Origin of the sequence: Tautonia plasticadhaerens (assembly GCF_007752535.1) — a bacterium.
Taxonomy (GTDB): Bacteria; Planctomycetota; Planctomycetia; order Isosphaerales; family Isosphaeraceae; genus Tautonia; species Tautonia plasticadhaerens.
On record NZ_CP036426.1, the window covers coordinates 3,008,899 to 3,025,681 of the forward strand.

Annotated in this window: 14 protein-coding genes and 1 pseudogene; 9 read left to right on the forward strand and 6 right to left on the reverse strand. The window is 72.2% G+C overall.

Annotation, left to right across the window (positions count from 1 at the left end; translation table 11 throughout):
• Positions 1 to 9 precede the first annotated feature (9 nt).
• Both ElP_RS11730 and ElP_RS11735 read left to right on the forward strand, forming a co-directional pair.
• Complete coding sequence (locus ElP_RS11730) at positions 10 to 441, forward strand: hypothetical protein (protein WP_145269460.1); 432 nt, start codon at positions 10 to 12, stop codon at positions 439 to 441.
• Between the two features lie 108 nt (positions 442 to 549).
• Positions 550 to 1,482, forward strand: coding sequence for a UDP-glucuronic acid decarboxylase family protein (locus ElP_RS11735; protein WP_145269462.1), 933 nt, complete (start codon positions 550 to 552; stop codon positions 1,480 to 1,482).
• A 14-nt stretch (positions 1,483 to 1,496) separates the two neighbouring features.
• On the opposite strand, the gene ElP_RS11740 is transcribed toward ElP_RS11735, so the two are convergent.
• Both ElP_RS11740 and ElP_RS11745 read right to left on the reverse strand, forming a co-directional pair.
• Complete coding sequence (locus tag ElP_RS11740) at positions 1,497 to 2,162, reverse strand: hypothetical protein (protein ID WP_145269464.1); 666 nt, start codon at positions 2,160 to 2,162, stop codon at positions 1,497 to 1,499.
• The gene (locus ElP_RS11745; protein WP_145269466.1) at positions 2,159 to 2,800 is read right to left on the reverse strand and encodes a hypothetical protein; all 642 of its coding nucleotides are present in this window, start codon (positions 2,798 to 2,800) and stop codon (positions 2,159 to 2,161) included. The genes ElP_RS11740 and ElP_RS11745 overlap by 4 nt, the downstream gene beginning before the upstream one ends.
• 333 nt (positions 2,801 to 3,133) lie before the next feature.
• Between ElP_RS11745 and ElP_RS40610 the strand changes: the two genes are divergently transcribed.
• The 3 genes from ElP_RS40610 to ElP_RS11760 all read left to right on the forward strand — a co-directional run bounded on the left by ElP_RS40610 (position 3,134) and on the right by ElP_RS11760 (position 6,674).
• Positions 3,134 to 4,432, forward strand: a complete 1,299-nt coding sequence (locus ElP_RS40610; RefSeq protein WP_145269468.1) for a hypothetical protein — start codon at positions 3,134 to 3,136, stop codon at positions 4,430 to 4,432.
• Positions 4,433 to 4,821: 389 nt separating this feature from the next.
• Positions 4,822 to 6,495: a sodium-dependent transporter gene (locus tag ElP_RS11755; protein WP_145269470.1), complete on the forward strand. Its 1,674-nt coding sequence runs from the start codon at positions 4,822 to 4,824 to the stop codon at positions 6,493 to 6,495.
• The gene (locus tag ElP_RS11760) at positions 6,492 to 6,674 is read left to right on the forward strand and encodes an acetyltransferase (protein ID WP_145269472.1); all 183 of its coding nucleotides are present in this window, start codon (positions 6,492 to 6,494) and stop codon (positions 6,672 to 6,674) included. The genes ElP_RS11755 and ElP_RS11760 overlap by 4 nt, the downstream gene beginning before the upstream one ends.
• Before the next feature lie 298 nt (positions 6,675 to 6,972).
• Here the strand turns inward: ElP_RS11760 and ElP_RS11765 are convergent, their stop codons facing one another.
• Together ElP_RS11765 and ElP_RS11770 are read right to left on the reverse strand one after the other, a co-directional pair.
• Positions 6,973 to 8,727 carry an alanine/glycine:cation symporter family protein gene (locus tag ElP_RS11765; protein ID WP_145269474.1) on the reverse strand — a complete coding sequence of 585 codons (1,755 nt, stop codon included), beginning with the start codon at positions 8,725 to 8,727 and terminating at the stop codon, positions 6,973 to 6,975.
• Positions 8,728 to 8,943: 216 nt separating this feature from the next.
• Positions 8,944 to 9,585 carry a 3-keto-disaccharide hydrolase gene (locus tag ElP_RS11770; RefSeq protein ID WP_145269476.1) on the reverse strand — a complete coding sequence of 214 codons (642 nt, stop codon included), beginning with the start codon at positions 9,583 to 9,585 and terminating at the stop codon, positions 8,944 to 8,946.
• 177 nt (positions 9,586 to 9,762) lie between these two features.
• Here ElP_RS11770 and ElP_RS11775 point away from each other — a divergent pair, with 177 nt between their 5' ends.
• Positions 9,763 to 10,416, forward strand: coding sequence for a nitroreductase family protein (locus ElP_RS11775; protein ID WP_145269478.1), 654 nt, complete (start codon positions 9,763 to 9,765; stop codon positions 10,414 to 10,416).
• Between the two features lie 508 nt (positions 10,417 to 10,924).
• A pseudogene (locus tag ElP_RS41140) lies at positions 10,925 to 11,455 on the forward strand (GDSL-type esterase/lipase family protein); the annotation flags it as partial.
• Between the two features lie 183 nt (positions 11,456 to 11,638).
• Here ElP_RS41140 and ispD read toward each other — a convergent pair.
• Positions 11,639 to 12,406 carry a 2-C-methyl-D-erythritol 4-phosphate cytidylyltransferase gene (ispD, locus tag ElP_RS11785; RefSeq protein ID WP_145269480.1) on the reverse strand — a complete coding sequence of 256 codons (768 nt, stop codon included), beginning with the start codon at positions 12,404 to 12,406 and terminating at the stop codon, positions 11,639 to 11,641.
• Between the two features lie 244 nt (positions 12,407 to 12,650).
• On the opposite strand from ispD, the gene ElP_RS11790 reads away from it, so the two are divergent.
• Positions 12,651 to 15,122 carry a LemA family protein gene (locus ElP_RS11790; protein ID WP_145269482.1) on the forward strand — a complete coding sequence of 824 codons (2,472 nt, stop codon included), beginning with the start codon at positions 12,651 to 12,653 and terminating at the stop codon, positions 15,120 to 15,122.
• A 105-nt stretch (positions 15,123 to 15,227) separates the two neighbouring features.
• On the opposite strand, the gene ElP_RS11795 is transcribed toward ElP_RS11790, so the two are convergent.
• Positions 15,228 to 15,503, reverse strand: a complete 276-nt coding sequence (locus ElP_RS11795) for a hypothetical protein (RefSeq protein ID WP_145269484.1) — start codon at positions 15,501 to 15,503, stop codon at positions 15,228 to 15,230.
• Between the two features lie 224 nt (positions 15,504 to 15,727).
• On the opposite strand from ElP_RS11795, the gene sppA reads away from it, so the two are divergent.
• Positions 15,728 to 16,714: a signal peptide peptidase SppA gene (sppA, locus tag ElP_RS11800; RefSeq protein ID WP_145269485.1), complete on the forward strand. Its 987-nt coding sequence runs from the start codon at positions 15,728 to 15,730 to the stop codon at positions 16,712 to 16,714.
• Positions 16,715 to 16,783 lie beyond the last annotated feature (69 nt).

Here is a 16,783-nt window from a genome sequence, read left to right on the forward strand (position 1 = left end):
GGGGACGGGATGGCGACGACTCAGCCGAGGGAGGGGACGGGTCCGTTCCGCTGGGACCGGGGCGGCTGGTTCGGCGGCCTGCTCGGGTCGACGGCCTGGCTGGTGGTCGGGGCGGCGTTCATGGCGAGCCGGGCCCCGGCCGTCTCGGCGGCCTGGCTCGCCTGCTTCGCCGCGGCCAACGGGGTGGGGATCTGGCTCTGGGCGAGGCGAGACCGGGTGCGGCCGTTCCCGGCGATCCAGGCCATGATGCTCTCGGTCGGCCTGGCGGGCCTGGCCGCCTTCTCGGCCCTCGACGTGCTGGCCCCGGGCCAGGACTTCGGCCCGGTGGGGACGCCCCGGCAGGGGTACGCGGCGATGCTGATCGTGCCCCTGCTGATGGCGCAGTTCGCGCTGCTCGAATCCCTCGGCAGGCGTCAAGGCCGCCCGGGGGGCCGCGGCTGAGGCGTCCCCCCCCGCCAAGTTCGGCTTGTCGCCCCGGCGTCCCGAGAACTATGGTGTTAGCGCCCGAGGTGTTCGGGCGACGAGGATGCATCCCGGGAGGGTACGGACGTGAGGACGGTGATCACCGGCGGGGCGGGGTTCGTGGGCTCGCACCTCTGCGAGCGGTTCCTGGCCGAGGGGCACGAGGTCGTCTGCCTGGACAACCTGCTGACCGGCCTGGAGCGAAACATCGCCCACCTGCGGGACCACCCGCGCTTCTCGTTCGTCCTGCACAACATCTCCGAGCCGGTGACGATCGACGGGCCGGTCGACGCCGTGCTCCACTTCGCCAGCCCGGCCAGCCCGGCGGACTACCTGGCCCACCCGATCCCGACCCTGAAGGTCGGCTCGCTCGGCACGCACAACGCCCTGGGGCTGGCCAAGGCCAAGGACGCGCGGTTCCTGCTGGCCAGCACCTCGGAGATCTACGGCGACCCGGAGGTCCACCCCCAGCGCGAGGACTACTGGGGCAACGTCAACACGATCGGCCCCCGGGGGTGCTACGACGAGGCGAAGCGGTTCGCCGAGGCCATCACGATGGCCTACCACCGGTTCCACGGCGTGCAGACCCGGATCGTCCGGATCTTCAACACCTACGGCCCCCGGATGCGGCTCAACGACGGCCGGGTGCTCCCCGCCTTCATGAGCCAGGTGCTCCGGGGCGAGCCGCTGACGGTCTTCGGCGAGGGGCAGCAGACGCGCAGCTTCTGCTACGTCACCGACCTGGTGGACGGCATCTACCGCCTGCTGCTCTCCGAGGAGTCGATGCCGGTGAACATCGGCAACCCGTCGGAGATCACCGTGCTGGAGCTGGCCGAGGAGATCATCGCGATGGTGCCCAACACCCGGAGCACTATCGACTACCGCCCGCTCCCCCAGGACGACCCCAAGCGCCGCAGGCCCGACATCACCCGGGCCCGGGAGATCCTCGGCTGGGAGCCCAAGGTCGACCGCGCCGAGGGCCTGGAGAAGACGCTGGAGTTCTTCCGGTCGGTCATCTGACCGCCCGGCCGGACTCAGACCGAGGGCGTCCCCGCGCCGTCGGCGGCGGGCCCGGCCGCGGCATCCTCATCGAGACCCGGCCGGGGCGGCAAGCCCTCCGTGGCCGGGGTCGTCTCCTCCTGCCTGGCTTCGAGCCGGACGTCCAGCCCGCGCCGGACCTCCGCGGCCAGCGACCGGCTGACGTCCTTCAGGACGCCGAAGCTGATGATCACCGCCCCCAGCAGGATGCAGACGATCCCCGGGGCGGCCGTCGTCAGGCTGAACCTCGTCCGGCCCCGGTTCCCCGACAGGTCCAGCGCCCCCGAGACCCCGGCCGAGAAGAGCAGCACCCCGATCCCCGAGAAGAACAGCCCCGAGACCAGCGCGAACGAGATCTGCACCCCCGCCGTCCGGATGTCGGCACTGGCGTATTCGAGGATGATCGCCAGGTCCACCGTCGTCTCGTCGACCTCCCCCGGGCCCCCGGCCTCGGCCTCGTCGAGCTGCCGGGAGTACTGCCGGGTCAGTTCCTGGAAGAACGGCGTCGGCCGCGTCATCGGCCGGACCACGACGACGAGCAGGTACCCCAGCATCAGCATCAGCAGGGCGCAGAAAGCGAGGGCCGCCGCCCCCATCGCCCGCCGACTGAGGTCCGCGATGGTCCTCCCCTGGCCCCCTCCCCTGGTGTTGGCACCGCTCAATTCACCCTCCTCACCATGCGCTCGCCGTCCATCGGCCCCGCCTCGACTACGCCGAACTCCAGGGGAACGGGCCGCGGCGGGGGGTATCCGACCCCATCTCGGTAGGTGACGCGAACCTGGCCCCCCTCGATGATCGGCACCTTGGTCCACGTCGGCAGGGAGATCCTGCTACCGTCGGGCCTGGTATCGCGGATGTCCGCATCCCCGGCCTGGTCGCGTGCGACCTCCCAGGCAAAGACCTTCCCCCCCTGCACGTCGAGGTCATTCACCTCGTACGGCCGGTACGGGCCGACCTCGACCTGGTAGGCCGCGTCCCATTGCCGAAACTTCGGGACCCGGAAGGAAAAGGCCCAAACGTCGTCGTCCGTCTCCACCTCGACGATCGTCGAGGTGGCCCACTCGTGGCCCCCCCCGGGCTGGCCCGGGCCGGCCTCGCAGCGGATCCGGGCGAACACCTGCCGGCCGGCCCAGTCGCCCACCTGGGCTAGGAAATAGATCCGGTAGTGGTCGTCGAACGGCTGCAACGCGACGTGGAGCCCGGTCTGGCTCGACTGCACGAACTGGATCTCCGGGTATTCCGGGGCCGCCGCCCCCGCCACCGCCGCCGCGAGGATCCCGGGCAACGCGACCGCCATCATCTCTCACCTCCCAACGCATATCGACCCAATCGACCCATCACGCCCGATGACGTCCATCAACGATCACATTCTCCAATCGATCTGCGATGACGCAAGCACTTTTCCCGGAAATGCGGCCCCAAGGAGGGCCTGCACGCCGTCCCCTCCGGGCCCCCCGGCCGGGGATTTTCCCCGGCCGTCGCCGGTTTTTGTGACTGAATCGGCCCCTCGACACGATGATTTCGTGAGGGGGCCCACGCCCGGGCCGTCGTCGCCACCTCGCGACGGGCGGGCCGACGCCCCCCGGCTGCCCCGGGGCGGCCCCCCGCACCCGCACCGAGTCGAGGTTTCACCATGAGCGCCGACGACGCCGCCCACCAGCCCCAGCCCTCGCGTTCGAACGCCCGGGACCGCTCCCCCTCCAGCCGCCTGCGGAGCCGGCACAACGCCCGGCTCCACGGCCTGACCGCCGCGCTGCCCGACTCCGAGGCCGAGGCCGCCGCCATGCAGGGCTTCGCCGACCGCTGGGCCGACGAACTCCGACCCGAGGTCGAGGCCGAGGGCGCCCTCATCCGCGCCTCCGCCGCCGCCTTCGCCCGCCTCGAGCGCTGCCGGGTCGCCGAGGACGCCGCCCTCGAGGAGGCCTCCCGCGACGCCGTCCGCCGCTGGGCCCGCCGCAAGCAGCACGCCGCCCGCCGCAAGGCCCAGGACCTGCGGGCCGACCCGGTCAACGTCGCGGCCGACCTGCAGTCCTGCTCCTTCGGCTGTGAGTGGCTCCAACGCCACTGGTCCCGCCTGGACGCCCGGCTGGCCCAGGGCCTGGGCTGGCACCCCCGGGACCAGGACCTGGCCATGACCCTGCGCGGCTATTCCCCCGACCCCCCCGGCCTCGACGGCGACCCGGCCGCCCGGGCCTTCTACCACCTGATGCTCGCCGCCTGCGGCCTGCCCACCCTCGGCCGCACCGTCGACCGCCTGCCCACCGACCCCGTCGCCGCCCGGTCGGCGTTGCGGGGCCTGATCGCCCGGGAGTTCGACCGCCTGGAGGCGCTGCGGGAGCGGCTCTGGCAGGAGCAGGACGGCCCGGAGGGGGAGGCCGCGGCCCGGACCGGCCGGGTGGACACGAGCAAGGAGGGGCAGCTCCGCCAGCGCTACCGCCGGGAGGCGTTCTCGGAGATGGTCCGGGGGCTGGACCAGGTGATGCGGATCCGGGTCGAGCGGAGCAAGGACGACGACCGCCAGTGGCGTCGGGCCCACTCCCCCCGCCGCCGGGCCGAGCCCCAGCCGACCCCGCCGCCCCCGGCCCGGGGCCCCGAGCCCCCCGCCTCCGCCCCCGAGCCCCCCGCGTCTCCGGCCGCCGCCGATCACCGAAACGAGCCGCCCCGGACGGCCCCCGACTCGCCATCCGATCGCCGCAAGCCGAACGACAATCACGCCCTGCGGAACGATCCCCCGGCGCCGACCCCGGCCGCCCCGGAGCGCACCGGGCCGAATCCCGGGCCCTCCCGAGCCCCCTCCGAATCCCCCCGAACCGTGGCCGGGGTGGCCGGGGTCCGCGCAGCGGCCCCCGGTGGCGATCGCCTCCCGACCGGCGGCACGCTCCGCTCGACCCCGGCCACCCCAATCGGCAGTCTTCCGGGAAATACGGCATGACGAGTTGGAAGATCGGCCGCGGTTCGGGGTGGCGCCGGCCAGGGTGGCCGGGGCCGAGCGGACCGAGCCCCCAGCCCCCGGCCTCCGACCCTGGGGGCTCGCCCCGATCGAGCCCGGCCACCCCGAATGTCTGTAACTCAAGCAATCTGTCCAGCCACTCCAAGAGTCAGCGATCCGGGCGATCCGGCATGAGCCGGCCCGGTGGGCGTCCCCGGGCCCCGTCTCCCGGTCTGGGTCATCGGCCCCCGGCCGGCCGCCGCCCCCGCCCGGGGAAGGCCGGGCCCCTCGCCCGGCGGGCGCCCCCTGGCGACCCGGGACCGGATTTGTTACAGAGTCCGAGCTTGCCGGGGATTGCAACCGAGGGCGACGGAGCCGGACGGGGGGTTCGGATGGCGAAGAACGAGCGGTGGGCCTCTCGGGTCGGCCTGGTGCTGGCGATGGCCGGCAATGCCGTGGGACTGGGGAACTTCCTCAGGTTCCCGGCCCAGGCCGCGCAGAACGGGGGGGGGGCGTTCATGATCCCCTACCTCGTCTCGCTGGTGGTGATGGGGATCCCCCTGATGTGGATCGAGTGGACCATGGGCCGCTACGGCGGCGGCCTGGGGCACCACTCCACGCCCGGCATCTTCCAGTCGCTGGGCAAGAGCCGGGCCTGGAAGTACCTGGGCGTGCTGGGATTGCTGACCTGCCTGGGGATCGCGTCGTACTACCTCTACATCGAGTCGTGGTGCCTGTCGTACGCGATCTATTCGCTGCTGGGGGGCTTCTCGGCCGAGCCCCCGGCCGCCTTCTTCGACCGGATCACCGGCCAGGCGCCCAACGAGGTCTTCGCGGTCAGCGTGCCGGGCCTGGTGATGTTCGCCGTCTGCATCGGCATCAACATCTTCATCCTCTCCCGGGGGGTGGCGGGGGGCATCGAGGTGGTGGCCAAGGTCGCCATGCCGCTGCTGATCCTCTTCGGCGTGGTGCTGGCGGTGAAGGGCCTGTCGAGCCACCCGGACGCCGACCCGAACATGGTGGAGAGCCCCTGGATCGGCCTGAACTACATCTGGGAGCCGGACTACTCCCAGCTCGGCAACCCGGCCGTCTGGCTCGCGGCGGCGGGGCAGATCTTCTTCACGCTGTCGATCGGCATGGGGTCGATCCACTGCTACGCCTCGTACCTCCGCAAGAAGGACGACGTGGCCCTGACCGGGGCCACCACGGCCTGGACGAACGAGCTGTGCGAGGTCGTCCTGGGCGGCGCCATCCTGCTGCCGATCGCCGTCAGCTACCTCGGCCTGGAGGCGGTCCGCCAGAGCGTGGCGGGCGGCTCGGGCTTCGGGCTGGCCTTCATGACCCTGCCGACCCTGTTCAACAACTGGGGGCCGGCGTTCGCCCCGCTGGCCGGATTCCTCTGGTTCGGCCTGCTGTTCCTGGCCGCCATCACCAGCTCGCTGGCGATGGGGCAGCCGGTGATGGCCTTCCTGGAAGACGAGTTCAACTTCAGCCGGGTCCGGGCGTCGTGGGCGTTGATGGGGATGCTGCTGCTGCTGGCCGTGCCGGTGGCGATGATCCACGAGCAGGGGGTCTTCAGCGACTTCGACTTCTGGGTCGGCACGTTCGCCCTGGTGGTCTTCGCCCTGCTGGAGGTGATCCTCTTCGCCTGGGTCTTCGGCATCGACAGGGGCTGGGAGGAGCTGATGCGGGGCTCCGAGCTGAACGTGCCGCGGTTCTTCTACTACGTGACGAAGTACGTGACGCCGGCGTTCATCATCGTCATCCTGCTGGCGGCGGTCTTCAAGCCGAGCGTCGGGTGGGACGGCTTCTTCGGCTCGATCGGCTCGGGGGAGGGGGTGCCCGCCTGGGAGTGGGCCGGCGACAGCGTGATCGGCAAGATCCTCCACAAGGACCTCGTCACCCCCGAAGGGGCCTCGCCCGAGGTCGTCTCCTACTACGAGTCGCTGCGGTCGATCCGCACGTATGACCGGCTCGGGCTGATCGGCATCTTCCTCTTCTTCTCGGCGCTGGTGGCGTTGGCCTGGTCCCGCAAGGGGACGCAGGAGCGGGGGACCCCGGCATGAACACCGACGGCATGACCACCTCGGCCTGGATCTTCATGGGGCTCGTCTGGGCGTTCGTCCTGGCGATGACCACCTACTGCTTCGCCAAGCTGCTGACCTCCAGGCAGTTCGTCGAGCCGGACCACGACCCCGACCACACCCCCACCTTCAAGGAGGAGGGGGAGGACGACCTGGCCTGAGCCGGGTCGGGCCGACGAACGGCCCGGGGACTCGTCCGATCTCCCTCACCCGGACTGCGCCCGCCCTCGCCCCCGCCTGCGGGGGCGAGGGTCGCAATCCCTCCCCCTCTCCCCGATCGCGGGGAGAGGGCCAGGGTGAGGGGTCCCGCGTCCGGGCTCAAGTCGTTGAATCGTCCGATCCCCCTCACCCGGCCTCCGGCCACCCGCTCCCCCGCGGGCGGGGGCGAGGGGCGGGATCCGTCCCCCCTCCCCCCGAAGCCGAGGGAGAGCCTTGGGGCGGGTCGCCGACGGGTCGGGCTCACTCCACGTCCCGGCCCTCGACGACGTCGGTGAACGGCGGCGTCTTGCGGGGCGGCGCCATCGAGCCGGAGCGCATCCTGGCGAAGTAGTCGGAGAAGGCGTTCATCGCCTGGTAGCCCATCGCCAGGATGATCGGCACGTTGGCCACGAGCATGACGCCCGTCCCCAGGTCGGCGAGGTTGCCGAGCTGGGTGTCGGTCCGGATGAAGTCCGGCAGGGTGACGACCACCGTGGCCAGGCAGAAGACGAGCTTGTAGGCGGTCACGGCCCGGTCGCCGAACAGGTAGATGACCCCCTGCTCGCCGTAGTAGGCCCAGGAGATGAGCGTGGAGATGGCGAACAGCCAGCAGGCGGCCGTCACCAGCCACTTGCCCAGCCCCGGGATGGCCCGGTCGTAGGCCAGGCCGGTCAGGGCGGCGCCCACGAGGTCCCGGTAGACCCCCTTGCCGACCAGGGTGGCGCCGTCGGCGGCCTCGGCCGGCAAGGAGCCCCAGGCGATCCTCAGCCCGCCCTCGCCGTCGTCGACCAGGGCGCCGGGCACCCGGACGAGGTTGCTGCCCGTGTCGCCGGAGGTCTCCTCGACCTCGGCGACGAGGAAGAAGGCGTTGCCGGCGGTCCAGACGTCGGGGGCGGGCAGCTCGGGGAGGTGCTCCGGGGCGGTGTCGCCCCGGATCTCGAAGGCGCCGGACTCCCCCTCGACCAGGGCGATCTCCCCGCCGAAGTCGCCGGCGGCCTCCCGGTTCCAGGTGCCGGTGACGAGGATGACCAGGGCGGTCAGGGTGCAGACGAGGCAGGTGTCGATGAACGGCTCGAGGCCGGCGACCACGCCCTCCCGGACCGGCTCGTCGGTCTTGGCCGCGGAGTGGGCGATGGGGGAGGTCCCCTGGCCGGCCTCGTTGGAGAACAGGGCGCGGCGGAGGCCGGTCGTCAGGCCGAACCAGGCGGTCGCGCCGATGAAGGAGCCGGCGGCCTCGGTCGGGCTGAACGCCTCCCGGACGACCAGGGCCAGCAGGGCGGGCACGTCGGCCGCCTTGACGATCAGCACCACCACCCCGGCCAGCAGGTAGAGCCCGCACATGAAGGGGACGAGCCGGCCGGCCACGTCGCCGATCCGCTTGATGCCGCCGATGATGACCACGCCGGTGATCATCGCCAGCACCACGCCGGTGAACACGGTGGGCACGCCGAAGTAGGTGTTGGTGATGCTCGCCACGTTCCAGGCCTGGAACATGTTGCCGCCGGTCATGGTGGAGACCAGCAGGGTGACGCAGAAGACCGCACCGATGGACCAGGCCACGGGCCTCGCCCAGCCGCCGACGCGGTCGCCGAAGCCGCGCTTGATCACGTACATGGCGCCGCCGTGCGGGTTGTCCGGGTCGCTGGTGTCCCGGTAGATCATCGCCAACGTCACCTCGACGGCCTTGATCGCCATGCCGAGGAAGCCCGTGACCCACATCCAGAAAAGGGCCCCGGGGCCGCCGATGCCAATCGCCAGGGCCACGCCGCCGATGTTCCCCAGGCCCACGGTCCCCGACAGGGCCGCCGAGAGGGCCTGGAAGTGGTTGATCGCCCCGGGGTCGTCCTTGTCGTCGTAGGCGCCCCGGAGGACCTTCACGCCGTGGGTCAGGGCGCGATACTGGATGAACTTGCTCCAGACCGTGAACAGGACGCCCGTGCCCAGCAGGACGAAGAACGTGGGGGTGCTCCAGAGGGCCCCGATCACGAGGTCCATGACCCGGTTATACGTATCCATCGGTGGCTCCGAGGGGAGGCGGACGGGAGTCGGGATCGGGTTCGAAGCGGGGGAGGGGAGGGGGGCGGCGTCGGCCCCGGGGGATCGGCCCGAGCGGGAGGGAGAGGTGGACGGCCGACGCCCGTTGACGGGCGTCGGCCGGGGGTCCGAGCGGGGGCGTCGGCCGGTCGGCCGGTCGGCCGGTCGGCCGGTCGGCCGGTCGGCCGGTCGGGACGGTCAGTTGGAGGGCAGCTCCATGACCTCGACCTTGCGGATCTTGACCACGCTGCCCGGGTCGTGCCCCTGGAAGGCGAAGTGGCCCGACTCGTACTGGCGGTCGTAGTCGAGCAACTCGTAGAGGACCGTGTCATTGACCTTCACGGTGATCGAGGTGACGACCTTGCCCCGGTAGTCCACGTCCTTGACCTCGACCTCCTGGGTGAACCAGGTGTCGGGCGGGACGAGCTCCTCGTACACATGGACCCGTGTGTAGATCGACCCGGTCTTGATCGGGTCGCGGTGGGTGCTGTTGATCTGGCACTCGTAGCCGCCGGTGAAGCTGGGGCCCTTCTCCGAGCGGAAGTACATGCCGGAGTTGCCACCGTCGTTGATGCTGATCTCGGCCCGGAAGCGGAAGTTCTTATAGTCCCCCTCGGGGCTGTAGAGCATCGACGCCTCGCCCCGGCCCACGAGGACGCCGTCCTCGACGGCCCAGGTGCTGTCGTTCTGGGGATCGAGCTTGATCATCTCCCAGCCGCCGAGGGTCTCGCCGTCGAACAGCGAGGTCCACTCCTCGGACTGGGGCTTCGGCTCGGCGGCGCAGGCCATGACGGGCAGGAGCAGGGCCAGCATCGCCGGCGCGCAGATATTCCGGAACATGGTGTTTCGTCCCTCTCGGATCGCCTACAACGGTCCCGTGGAAGCCCGGCCGGCGCGGCGCCGACCCCGGCTGGATGCCGCATCTTACGCCAGCCCGCGCCCCGACGCCAGCACCCGGCCCGACCCCGGTCGGCGCGGCCGACCCGCCCGGCTCCCGGCCCCGGAGCACCCCCGACCATGACCGCCGAAGAGGCCATCCGTCGCCGCCGATCCGCCCCCCGGTTCGACCCCGGCCGCCCCGTCCCCGACGGCCCGATCGTCCGGCTCCTCACCCTGGCCGGCCTGGCCCCCTCGAAGCACAACCTGCAGCCCTGGCGCTGGCTGGTCGTCCGGCAACCGGGCAACCTCGACCGGCTCCGCCGCGCCTCCTACGCGCACCCGGCCCTGGGCGAGGCGACGGTTGCCCTCGTCGTACTCGGCCATCACTTCCCGCACCGGAGCCACTGGGGCGCGATCCTGGGACAGATGCAGGCCGGGGCATCCCTCGGCCCCGAGGCCTCCGGGCGGCTGGACGCCGAGGTCCGGCGCGACCTGGCCTCCGAGCCGGACCTCCCCTGCCGGGCCTGCAAGGACGCCGCATTCGCCTCCGCCACCCTGATGATCGCCGCCGAGGGCCTCGGCCTCGCCACCGCCCCGATCGACCGCTTCGACCCCGACGCGATCCGGGACGACTTCGGGATCCCCGTCGACCACGCCCTCTGCGGCCTGATCGCCCTGGGCTACCCGGCCCCCGGCCACGCCGAGGTCCCCTCGCTCGGTCGCCTGCCGCTGTCCGAACTCTGCTTCGAGGAGCACTTCGGCCAGCCCTGGACGCTGGGCGAGGCCGATTGAGCCGAGGGGCGGGTCGAGGATCGCGGGTCGCGGGCGATGAGGCCGGGCGACGGGAGGTCCCGTCCCGACTGCGGGCGCCGATCGCCGGGCCGCGGGGCGGCCGGGGTTGGGCACCGTTCGACACAATCCCGGAGGAGGGATGGTCGATGACGGTGGGCGATTGCCGGGAGGGCCGGGAGCGGAGACGATCGTCCGGGGGTCGTGCTCCCCCTGGTTCGCCGCCCGAGACGGGCCCGAGGATGTCGGGCCGGTCGAGCACGCCGGTCCAACGGGGCCGCCGGCCATCCCGACATCGGCCATTTGACATCCGACTTCCCCCGTGAACCGCCACCTCCCCTCCCGACGACTGCTGCTGCTCGCCGCGACGGCCGGGCTCACGGCCGCGGCGGCCGGGGCGATGGCGACGGCGCACTTCGCCGCGATGGGGGCCCGGCCTCCTCATCGAGGGGGGCCGACGACACCGACCCCGAGGCCAGAGCTGCCCGGCTGGCTGGCGCAGCACGACGCGATGGTCGCCCGGGCGGCGGCCGGGCCGGTCGACCTGCTCTTCCTGGGGGACTCGATCACCCGGGGGTGGCTCGGGTCGGGCCGGGACCGGTACGACGGCGACGGGCTCGACCTCTGGCTCTCCCGGTTCGAGCCGAGACGGGCGGCCAACTTCGGCATCGGCAGCGACCGGGTGGAGCACCTACTCTGGCGGGTCCGGCACGGCGAGCTGGCCGGGATCGACCCGGCGGTGGTCGTCCTGATGATCGGCTCGAACAACGTCCCGGTCGACGAGCCCCGGGAGATCGCCGAGGGCATCGCCGCCGTGGTCGCCGAGGTCCGTCGCCGGCTCCCCCGGGCGGTCGTCCTGTTGATGGGCCTGCCCCCCCGGGGCGTCTCTCCTCCGAATGACCCGCCGCCGGGGCGGGACCGCCCCGACCCGGAGGTGGAGCAGGTCAACCGCCTCATTGCCCCGCTCGGCCGGCTGCCCCGGGTCCGGTTCCTCGACCTCGGCCCCCGGCTGCTCGACGACGAGGGGATGGTCCCCCGCTCCCATTTCCCGGATTATCTCCACCTCTCCCGGCCCTCGTACGAGGCCTGGGCCGAGGCGATCGAGCCGACCCTCCGGCTCCTGCTCGGCGCCCCGGCCGCCGGCGGCCGACCGCCCGGAGGTGCCGGGCGACCCCCCGGATCCGGGACGCCCCCCTCGACGGGCCGACGGCCCGGCGCCCGGCCGTCAGGAGTCGGGCCCCTCTCCCCACGCGGCCCGCTCGTCGGCGAAGGGGTGGGCGGTGCCGCTCCCGGATCGGGGGCGGGGGAGGACCCGGGAGATGGCCTCGGCCATCCGGAGGTCGTCCTTCGTGGTGATCTTGATGTTATAGGGCGAGCCGGCGACGATCCGGCAGGGATGGCCGATCGCCTCGACGAGCTGGGCGTCGTCCGTGACCGGGGCCGTCAAGTTCGGCCGGTTCTCGTGGGCGCGTCGGAGCAGGTCCAGGCGGAAGGCCTGGGGGGTCTGCACGGCGTAGAGCCCCTCCCTCGGCACGGTCTCGACGACCAGGCCGTCCGGGCCGGCCCGCTTCAGGGTGTCGGAGACGGCCAGGCCCGGCAGGGCCGCGCCGTGCTCCCGTGCGGCCTCGAAGACCAGGTCGATCAGGCCGGCGGCCGGGAAGGGCCGGGCGGCGTCGTGGACGGCGACGTGGTCGCAGCCCGGATCCACCCGATCCAGGCAGGCGGCCACCGTGTCGAACCGCTCGGCGCCGCCCTCGACCACGGTGACGCCCAGGAAGGCCGCGTTCGCCTTGTAGCGGCGGTCGAACAGCTCGAAGTCCTCGGGGGCGATCGCCAGGATCAGCTGCCCGACGTCCTCCCGGTTGACGAACGGCTCGACGGCCCGGAGCCAGACGGCCCGGCCGTCGACCTCGTGGAAGATCTTCTTCCGGCTGGCGTCTCCGAACCGCCGCGATCGGCCGGCGGCCGGGAAGATGACGGCGAAGGAGCCCATGTCCGGCCCTCTCCCTGGGGGGATGTTGAATCGCGAGGTCGGCGCCCTCATTGTGGGAACGCCGCCGGGGCCCGTCAACGCGAGGGGGGCAACCCCGACCGTGCGCGGCCGCCCCCCCCGGGCCCGGCCTCCGCAGAATGAACCGCCCCGGCGATCGAATGCACCCCGGGCGGTCGGGGTCGAGGCCGTCATCCGGCGGGATGCGGATCGACCCGAGACCACGGCAACGGAGCCGACGCAGGCGATGGACGCACTCTTCCGATGGCTCCCGATGGCCCTCATCCTCGTGGTGGCCGGCGTCTTGCTAATGCGGCTGGGGCGTCGGCTCCTGGCCTCGGACTCGGGCCGGGGAGATGTCGACTCGGGCCCCGGGGTGCTCGGCCTCGTGCTGCTGGGGGGGGCGACGGTCGGCTGCCTGGTCGTCTCGGTGGCGCTCGGGTCGGCGGGGTTCGACCGGCTCCGCCGCCAGCGGGACCTGGAACGCGTGCCCCGCACCGAGGTCCTCGCCGCCATGACCGGCGAGATCAACCTCTCCGGCCGGGCCGAGCCGGACGAAGACTCCGGGGTCGTCCACGCCCCGCGATCCCACGTCCCGTCGCTCTACTACCACTACACCGAGGAGGAGAAGACGACCGACTCCGACGGCGACACCAAGTGGGAGGTGGTCGATCGCCGGGAGGCCTGGGCGCCGACCTTCCGGCTGATCGACGACTCGGGCTCGATCGCCGTCCGACCCGCCGACGGGGACGTCTTCCGGACCTCCGGCAAGGACCTGGGGGAGACGGTGGGGAACCGTCGCTACAGCGAGTGGCGGATCGAGCCGGGGGAATCAGTCTTCGTCTTCGGCTTCGCCCGGGTCGACGCCGAGGGCCTCGGCGAGGTGGTCTTCGACGCCCCCGGCCGGTACTCGCCGATCGTCGCCGAGGGGGACGAGGTGGGCCAGCGCCGGGGCATGGCCACCGTCGCCATCTTCCTGATCTGGGGGGGCCTGGCGGCCCTCTCGTTCGCCGTCTACTTCGGCGGCTGGCTCGCCCGGATGCACAAGTCGCCGACCTACCTGGCGGTGCTGGCGACGGCGATGGTCGTCGGGCTGGGCTTCTGCGGCCTCCGGATGGTCCACGCCGACCTGGTCGGCGCCCGGGATCGCCTGGACCGGGCGAGGGGATCGGCCCGGGAGGCGGTCGGCGATCTGCTCCGGAGGCGGGGGATCTCCTGGGAAGGCGACTGGGGGGCCCTCGGCCGCTTCGACGACCCGGCCGAGTTCGCCCCGCTCGACGAGCGGGAGCGTCGCCGCCTCCGGAGGCTCCGGATCGACCTGGCCCGGGCCGTGTTGCGGGCCAACGCCATTCGGGATCGCTTCCCCGAGCGGCAGCTCGCCCCGCTCTGGGGCGTCTCGGCCGCCGAGCCGGTCCCGCTGCCGGGACCGGACGCCGAGGAGCTGTCGAGGCTCGACCGGCAGTTCGAGGCCGCCCGGCTGGGGGGAGGCCGGGCGGGGGGCGTCGGGGCGGGGGCATTGGTGCTGGCGGTCGTCGGCTCCTGGATCGGCCTGAGGAAGGTGAAGGAGAAGCGGTACATCGAGAACGTGCCAACGAGCCCGACCGTCGGCGTGGCCGTCGGCTTCGCCGAGGTGGTCGGCACGATCGAGCCGGCCTTCGGCGGGCGGTCGCTCACCGGCCCGCTCTCGGACCGCCCCTGCGTCCAGTTCCACTACACGGTGCAGGAACGGAGGGGGACGGGCAAGAACGCCAAGTGGGTGACGATCGAGGACCGCGCCGAGCAGGTCGGCTTCGACTGCCGGGACGACCACGGCCGGCTGTTCGTGCTCCCCGAGGGGGCCGAGATCCTGACCCGGCACCACGACAGCCGACAGGAGGGGAAGCTCCGCTACGGCGAAACCCGGTTGGAGGTGGGCGACCCGCTCTACGCGCTGGGCTCGGCGACGATCGAGCCGGAGGAGATGGCCTCCCTCCGGCTGGAACGAGGAAACGATCGCTCGCTCCCCTACATCCTCAGCAACTATTCCGAGCCGGCGTTGATGCACCGCAAGGCCCGGGTCGGCCAGTTCTGGGTGACGCTGGCGCTGGACGCCCTGATCCTGCCCACCCTGCTCGGCTTCGGCGTGCTCGGCTCGTTCCAGGCGACCGACTTCCTGGCGGCCACTGGCGTGGCGATCGGCTACTTCGCGCTTGCGGTGGCGATCCTGATGTTCAACGACCTGGTCTTCCTCCGCAACCGGGTCCGACGCGCCTGGCACAACATCGACGTCTCGCTGAAGAAGCGGGCCGACCTGGTGCCGAGCCTCCAGGAGATCGTCGATTCGTACCTCTCCCACGAGCGGGGCGTGCAGGAGGAGCTTTCGCTCATGCGACGGGGCTACGGCGGGGGGGTCGTGCTGGATCCGACCCGGGCCTCCGAGGTCCTGACCGCCGAGCGATCGCTGCTGGGCCGGATCACCGGCCTCCGGGAGGCCCACCCCGAGCTGAAGGGGGACACCCTCACCGGAGACCTGATGCGACGGCTCACCCTGCTGGAGAACGAGGTCGCCCTGATGCGCCAGGGCTACAACGACGCCGTGGAACGCTACAACACCCGGATCGCCCACGTGCCCGAGGTCCTGCTCGCCGCATGCTTCGGCTTCCCGGAGGCGTCCTACTTCCGGGCCGAGGTCGAGGTGCGACAGGCGCCCCGGGTCGAGCTGGCGGGCGGCGGGGCGTGAGCCCCCGGCGCATGCGGGTGCGGGTGCGGGGCGGGTCGCGGGGCGATCCGGACCCGGCCCCGCCGGGTCGCATCCGCCAAATGGCACGCGGCGCGACCGGGGTTCCTACCCGCCAACGCTCTCCCGATGGTCGATCTCGGGCCCGCCGGACTCCAGCGCCGATCGGCCCGAGTCGCTGATGCGGGCGAGGATGGCCTGCTCCGAGGGCTCGAACTGCTCGACGTAGCCTCGCCGGTGCAGCTCGTCGGCGACCCGGGTGATCTGGGGCCACGCGTCGACCCCGTTGCCCCGGGCGACGGCCACGAGATCCTCCATGTGGGTGGGGCTCCTGGAGTCCCGGAGCGCTTCGAGCATGATCCGGCCGAGTTCTTGATCGTTCACGGGTGATTCCTCCGCTCCGCATCCGGCGAGGGCTCGGTACCACGGGCCACGAGACGCGGCCGGTGGCCCCTCGCGGGGACAATCGGTGAATCTCCCGGCAATCGGCGCGCCCGACGCGCCGGCCGACGCCGCCTCCCTTCCGGGACGGTCCCCGAGGGCGGTAAGATGGCCACGAACCGTCAATCGCCCGGAGTCGATCCCGAACCAACCAGGCAAGTGAATCGATGAGTGCCCAGAATCCCCCGGCCCCCCCGGGCCAGACGATCGTCCTCGAGCGGAGGGAACGCCCCGGCTGCCTCCGTCGGCTGATCTGGCCGGTATTGCTGCTGTCGATCGCGCTGAACGTCGCGTACCTGTCCCGGGAGTCGGGCGGCCTGACGCCCGACCGGCTGGATGAGCAGTACGTGACCGGGTCGGTCAATCCGACGGCCGACACGGTGGCGGTGGTGCGGGTGGAGGGCCTGATCGCGCTGAACAGCGTCGACTTCGCGGTGAAGCAGATCCGCCAGGCCCGGGCAGACGAGAAGGTCAAGGCCGTCGTCCTCCGGGTCGACTCCCCCGGGGGGACGGTGACCGGCTCGGACCAGATCTGGCGCGAGGTGGAATTGCTGAAGCGGGCCGGCAAGCCGGTGGTGGTGTCGATGGGAGGGCTGGCGGCCTCCGGGGGCTACTACGTCTCGGCCCCGGCCGACGAGATCATCGCCGAGCCGACGACGACCACCGGCTCCATCGGAGTGATCATCGAGCTGCCCAACGCCTCGGAGCTGATCGAGAAGATCGGCGTCGACTTCCGGGCCGTCACCGCCGGCGAGTGGAAGAACATGGGCTCACCCTTCGAGCCGTTCAGCGACCGCGAGCTGGCCCGGTTCCAGGAGCTGGTGGACGACACCTATGAGCGGTTCCTCAAGATCGTCGCCCAGGGCCGGGACCTGCCGATGGCCCGCGCCCGGGAGGTCGCCGAGGGGCAGATCTATTCGGCCGACGAGGCGCTGGCGCTGGGGCTGGTCGACCGGCTCGGCTACCAGGAGGACGCCATCGCCGAGGCCATCCGCCGCGCCGACCTCGACGGCCCCCGGGTCGTCCGCTACCAGAAGCCGATCAGCCTGGGCTCCCTGTTCGGCCTCTCGGCGTCGTCGAGCCGGACGGCGATCATCGACGAGCAGACGATCATGGAATTGCGCACCCCTCGGATGATGATGATCCTCCGCTGAGACTCCCCGTCCCTCGGCGTCGGCCATTCGGCCGGGGGTCGCGACCGCCCGGCGGGTTCCCTCCCGGGG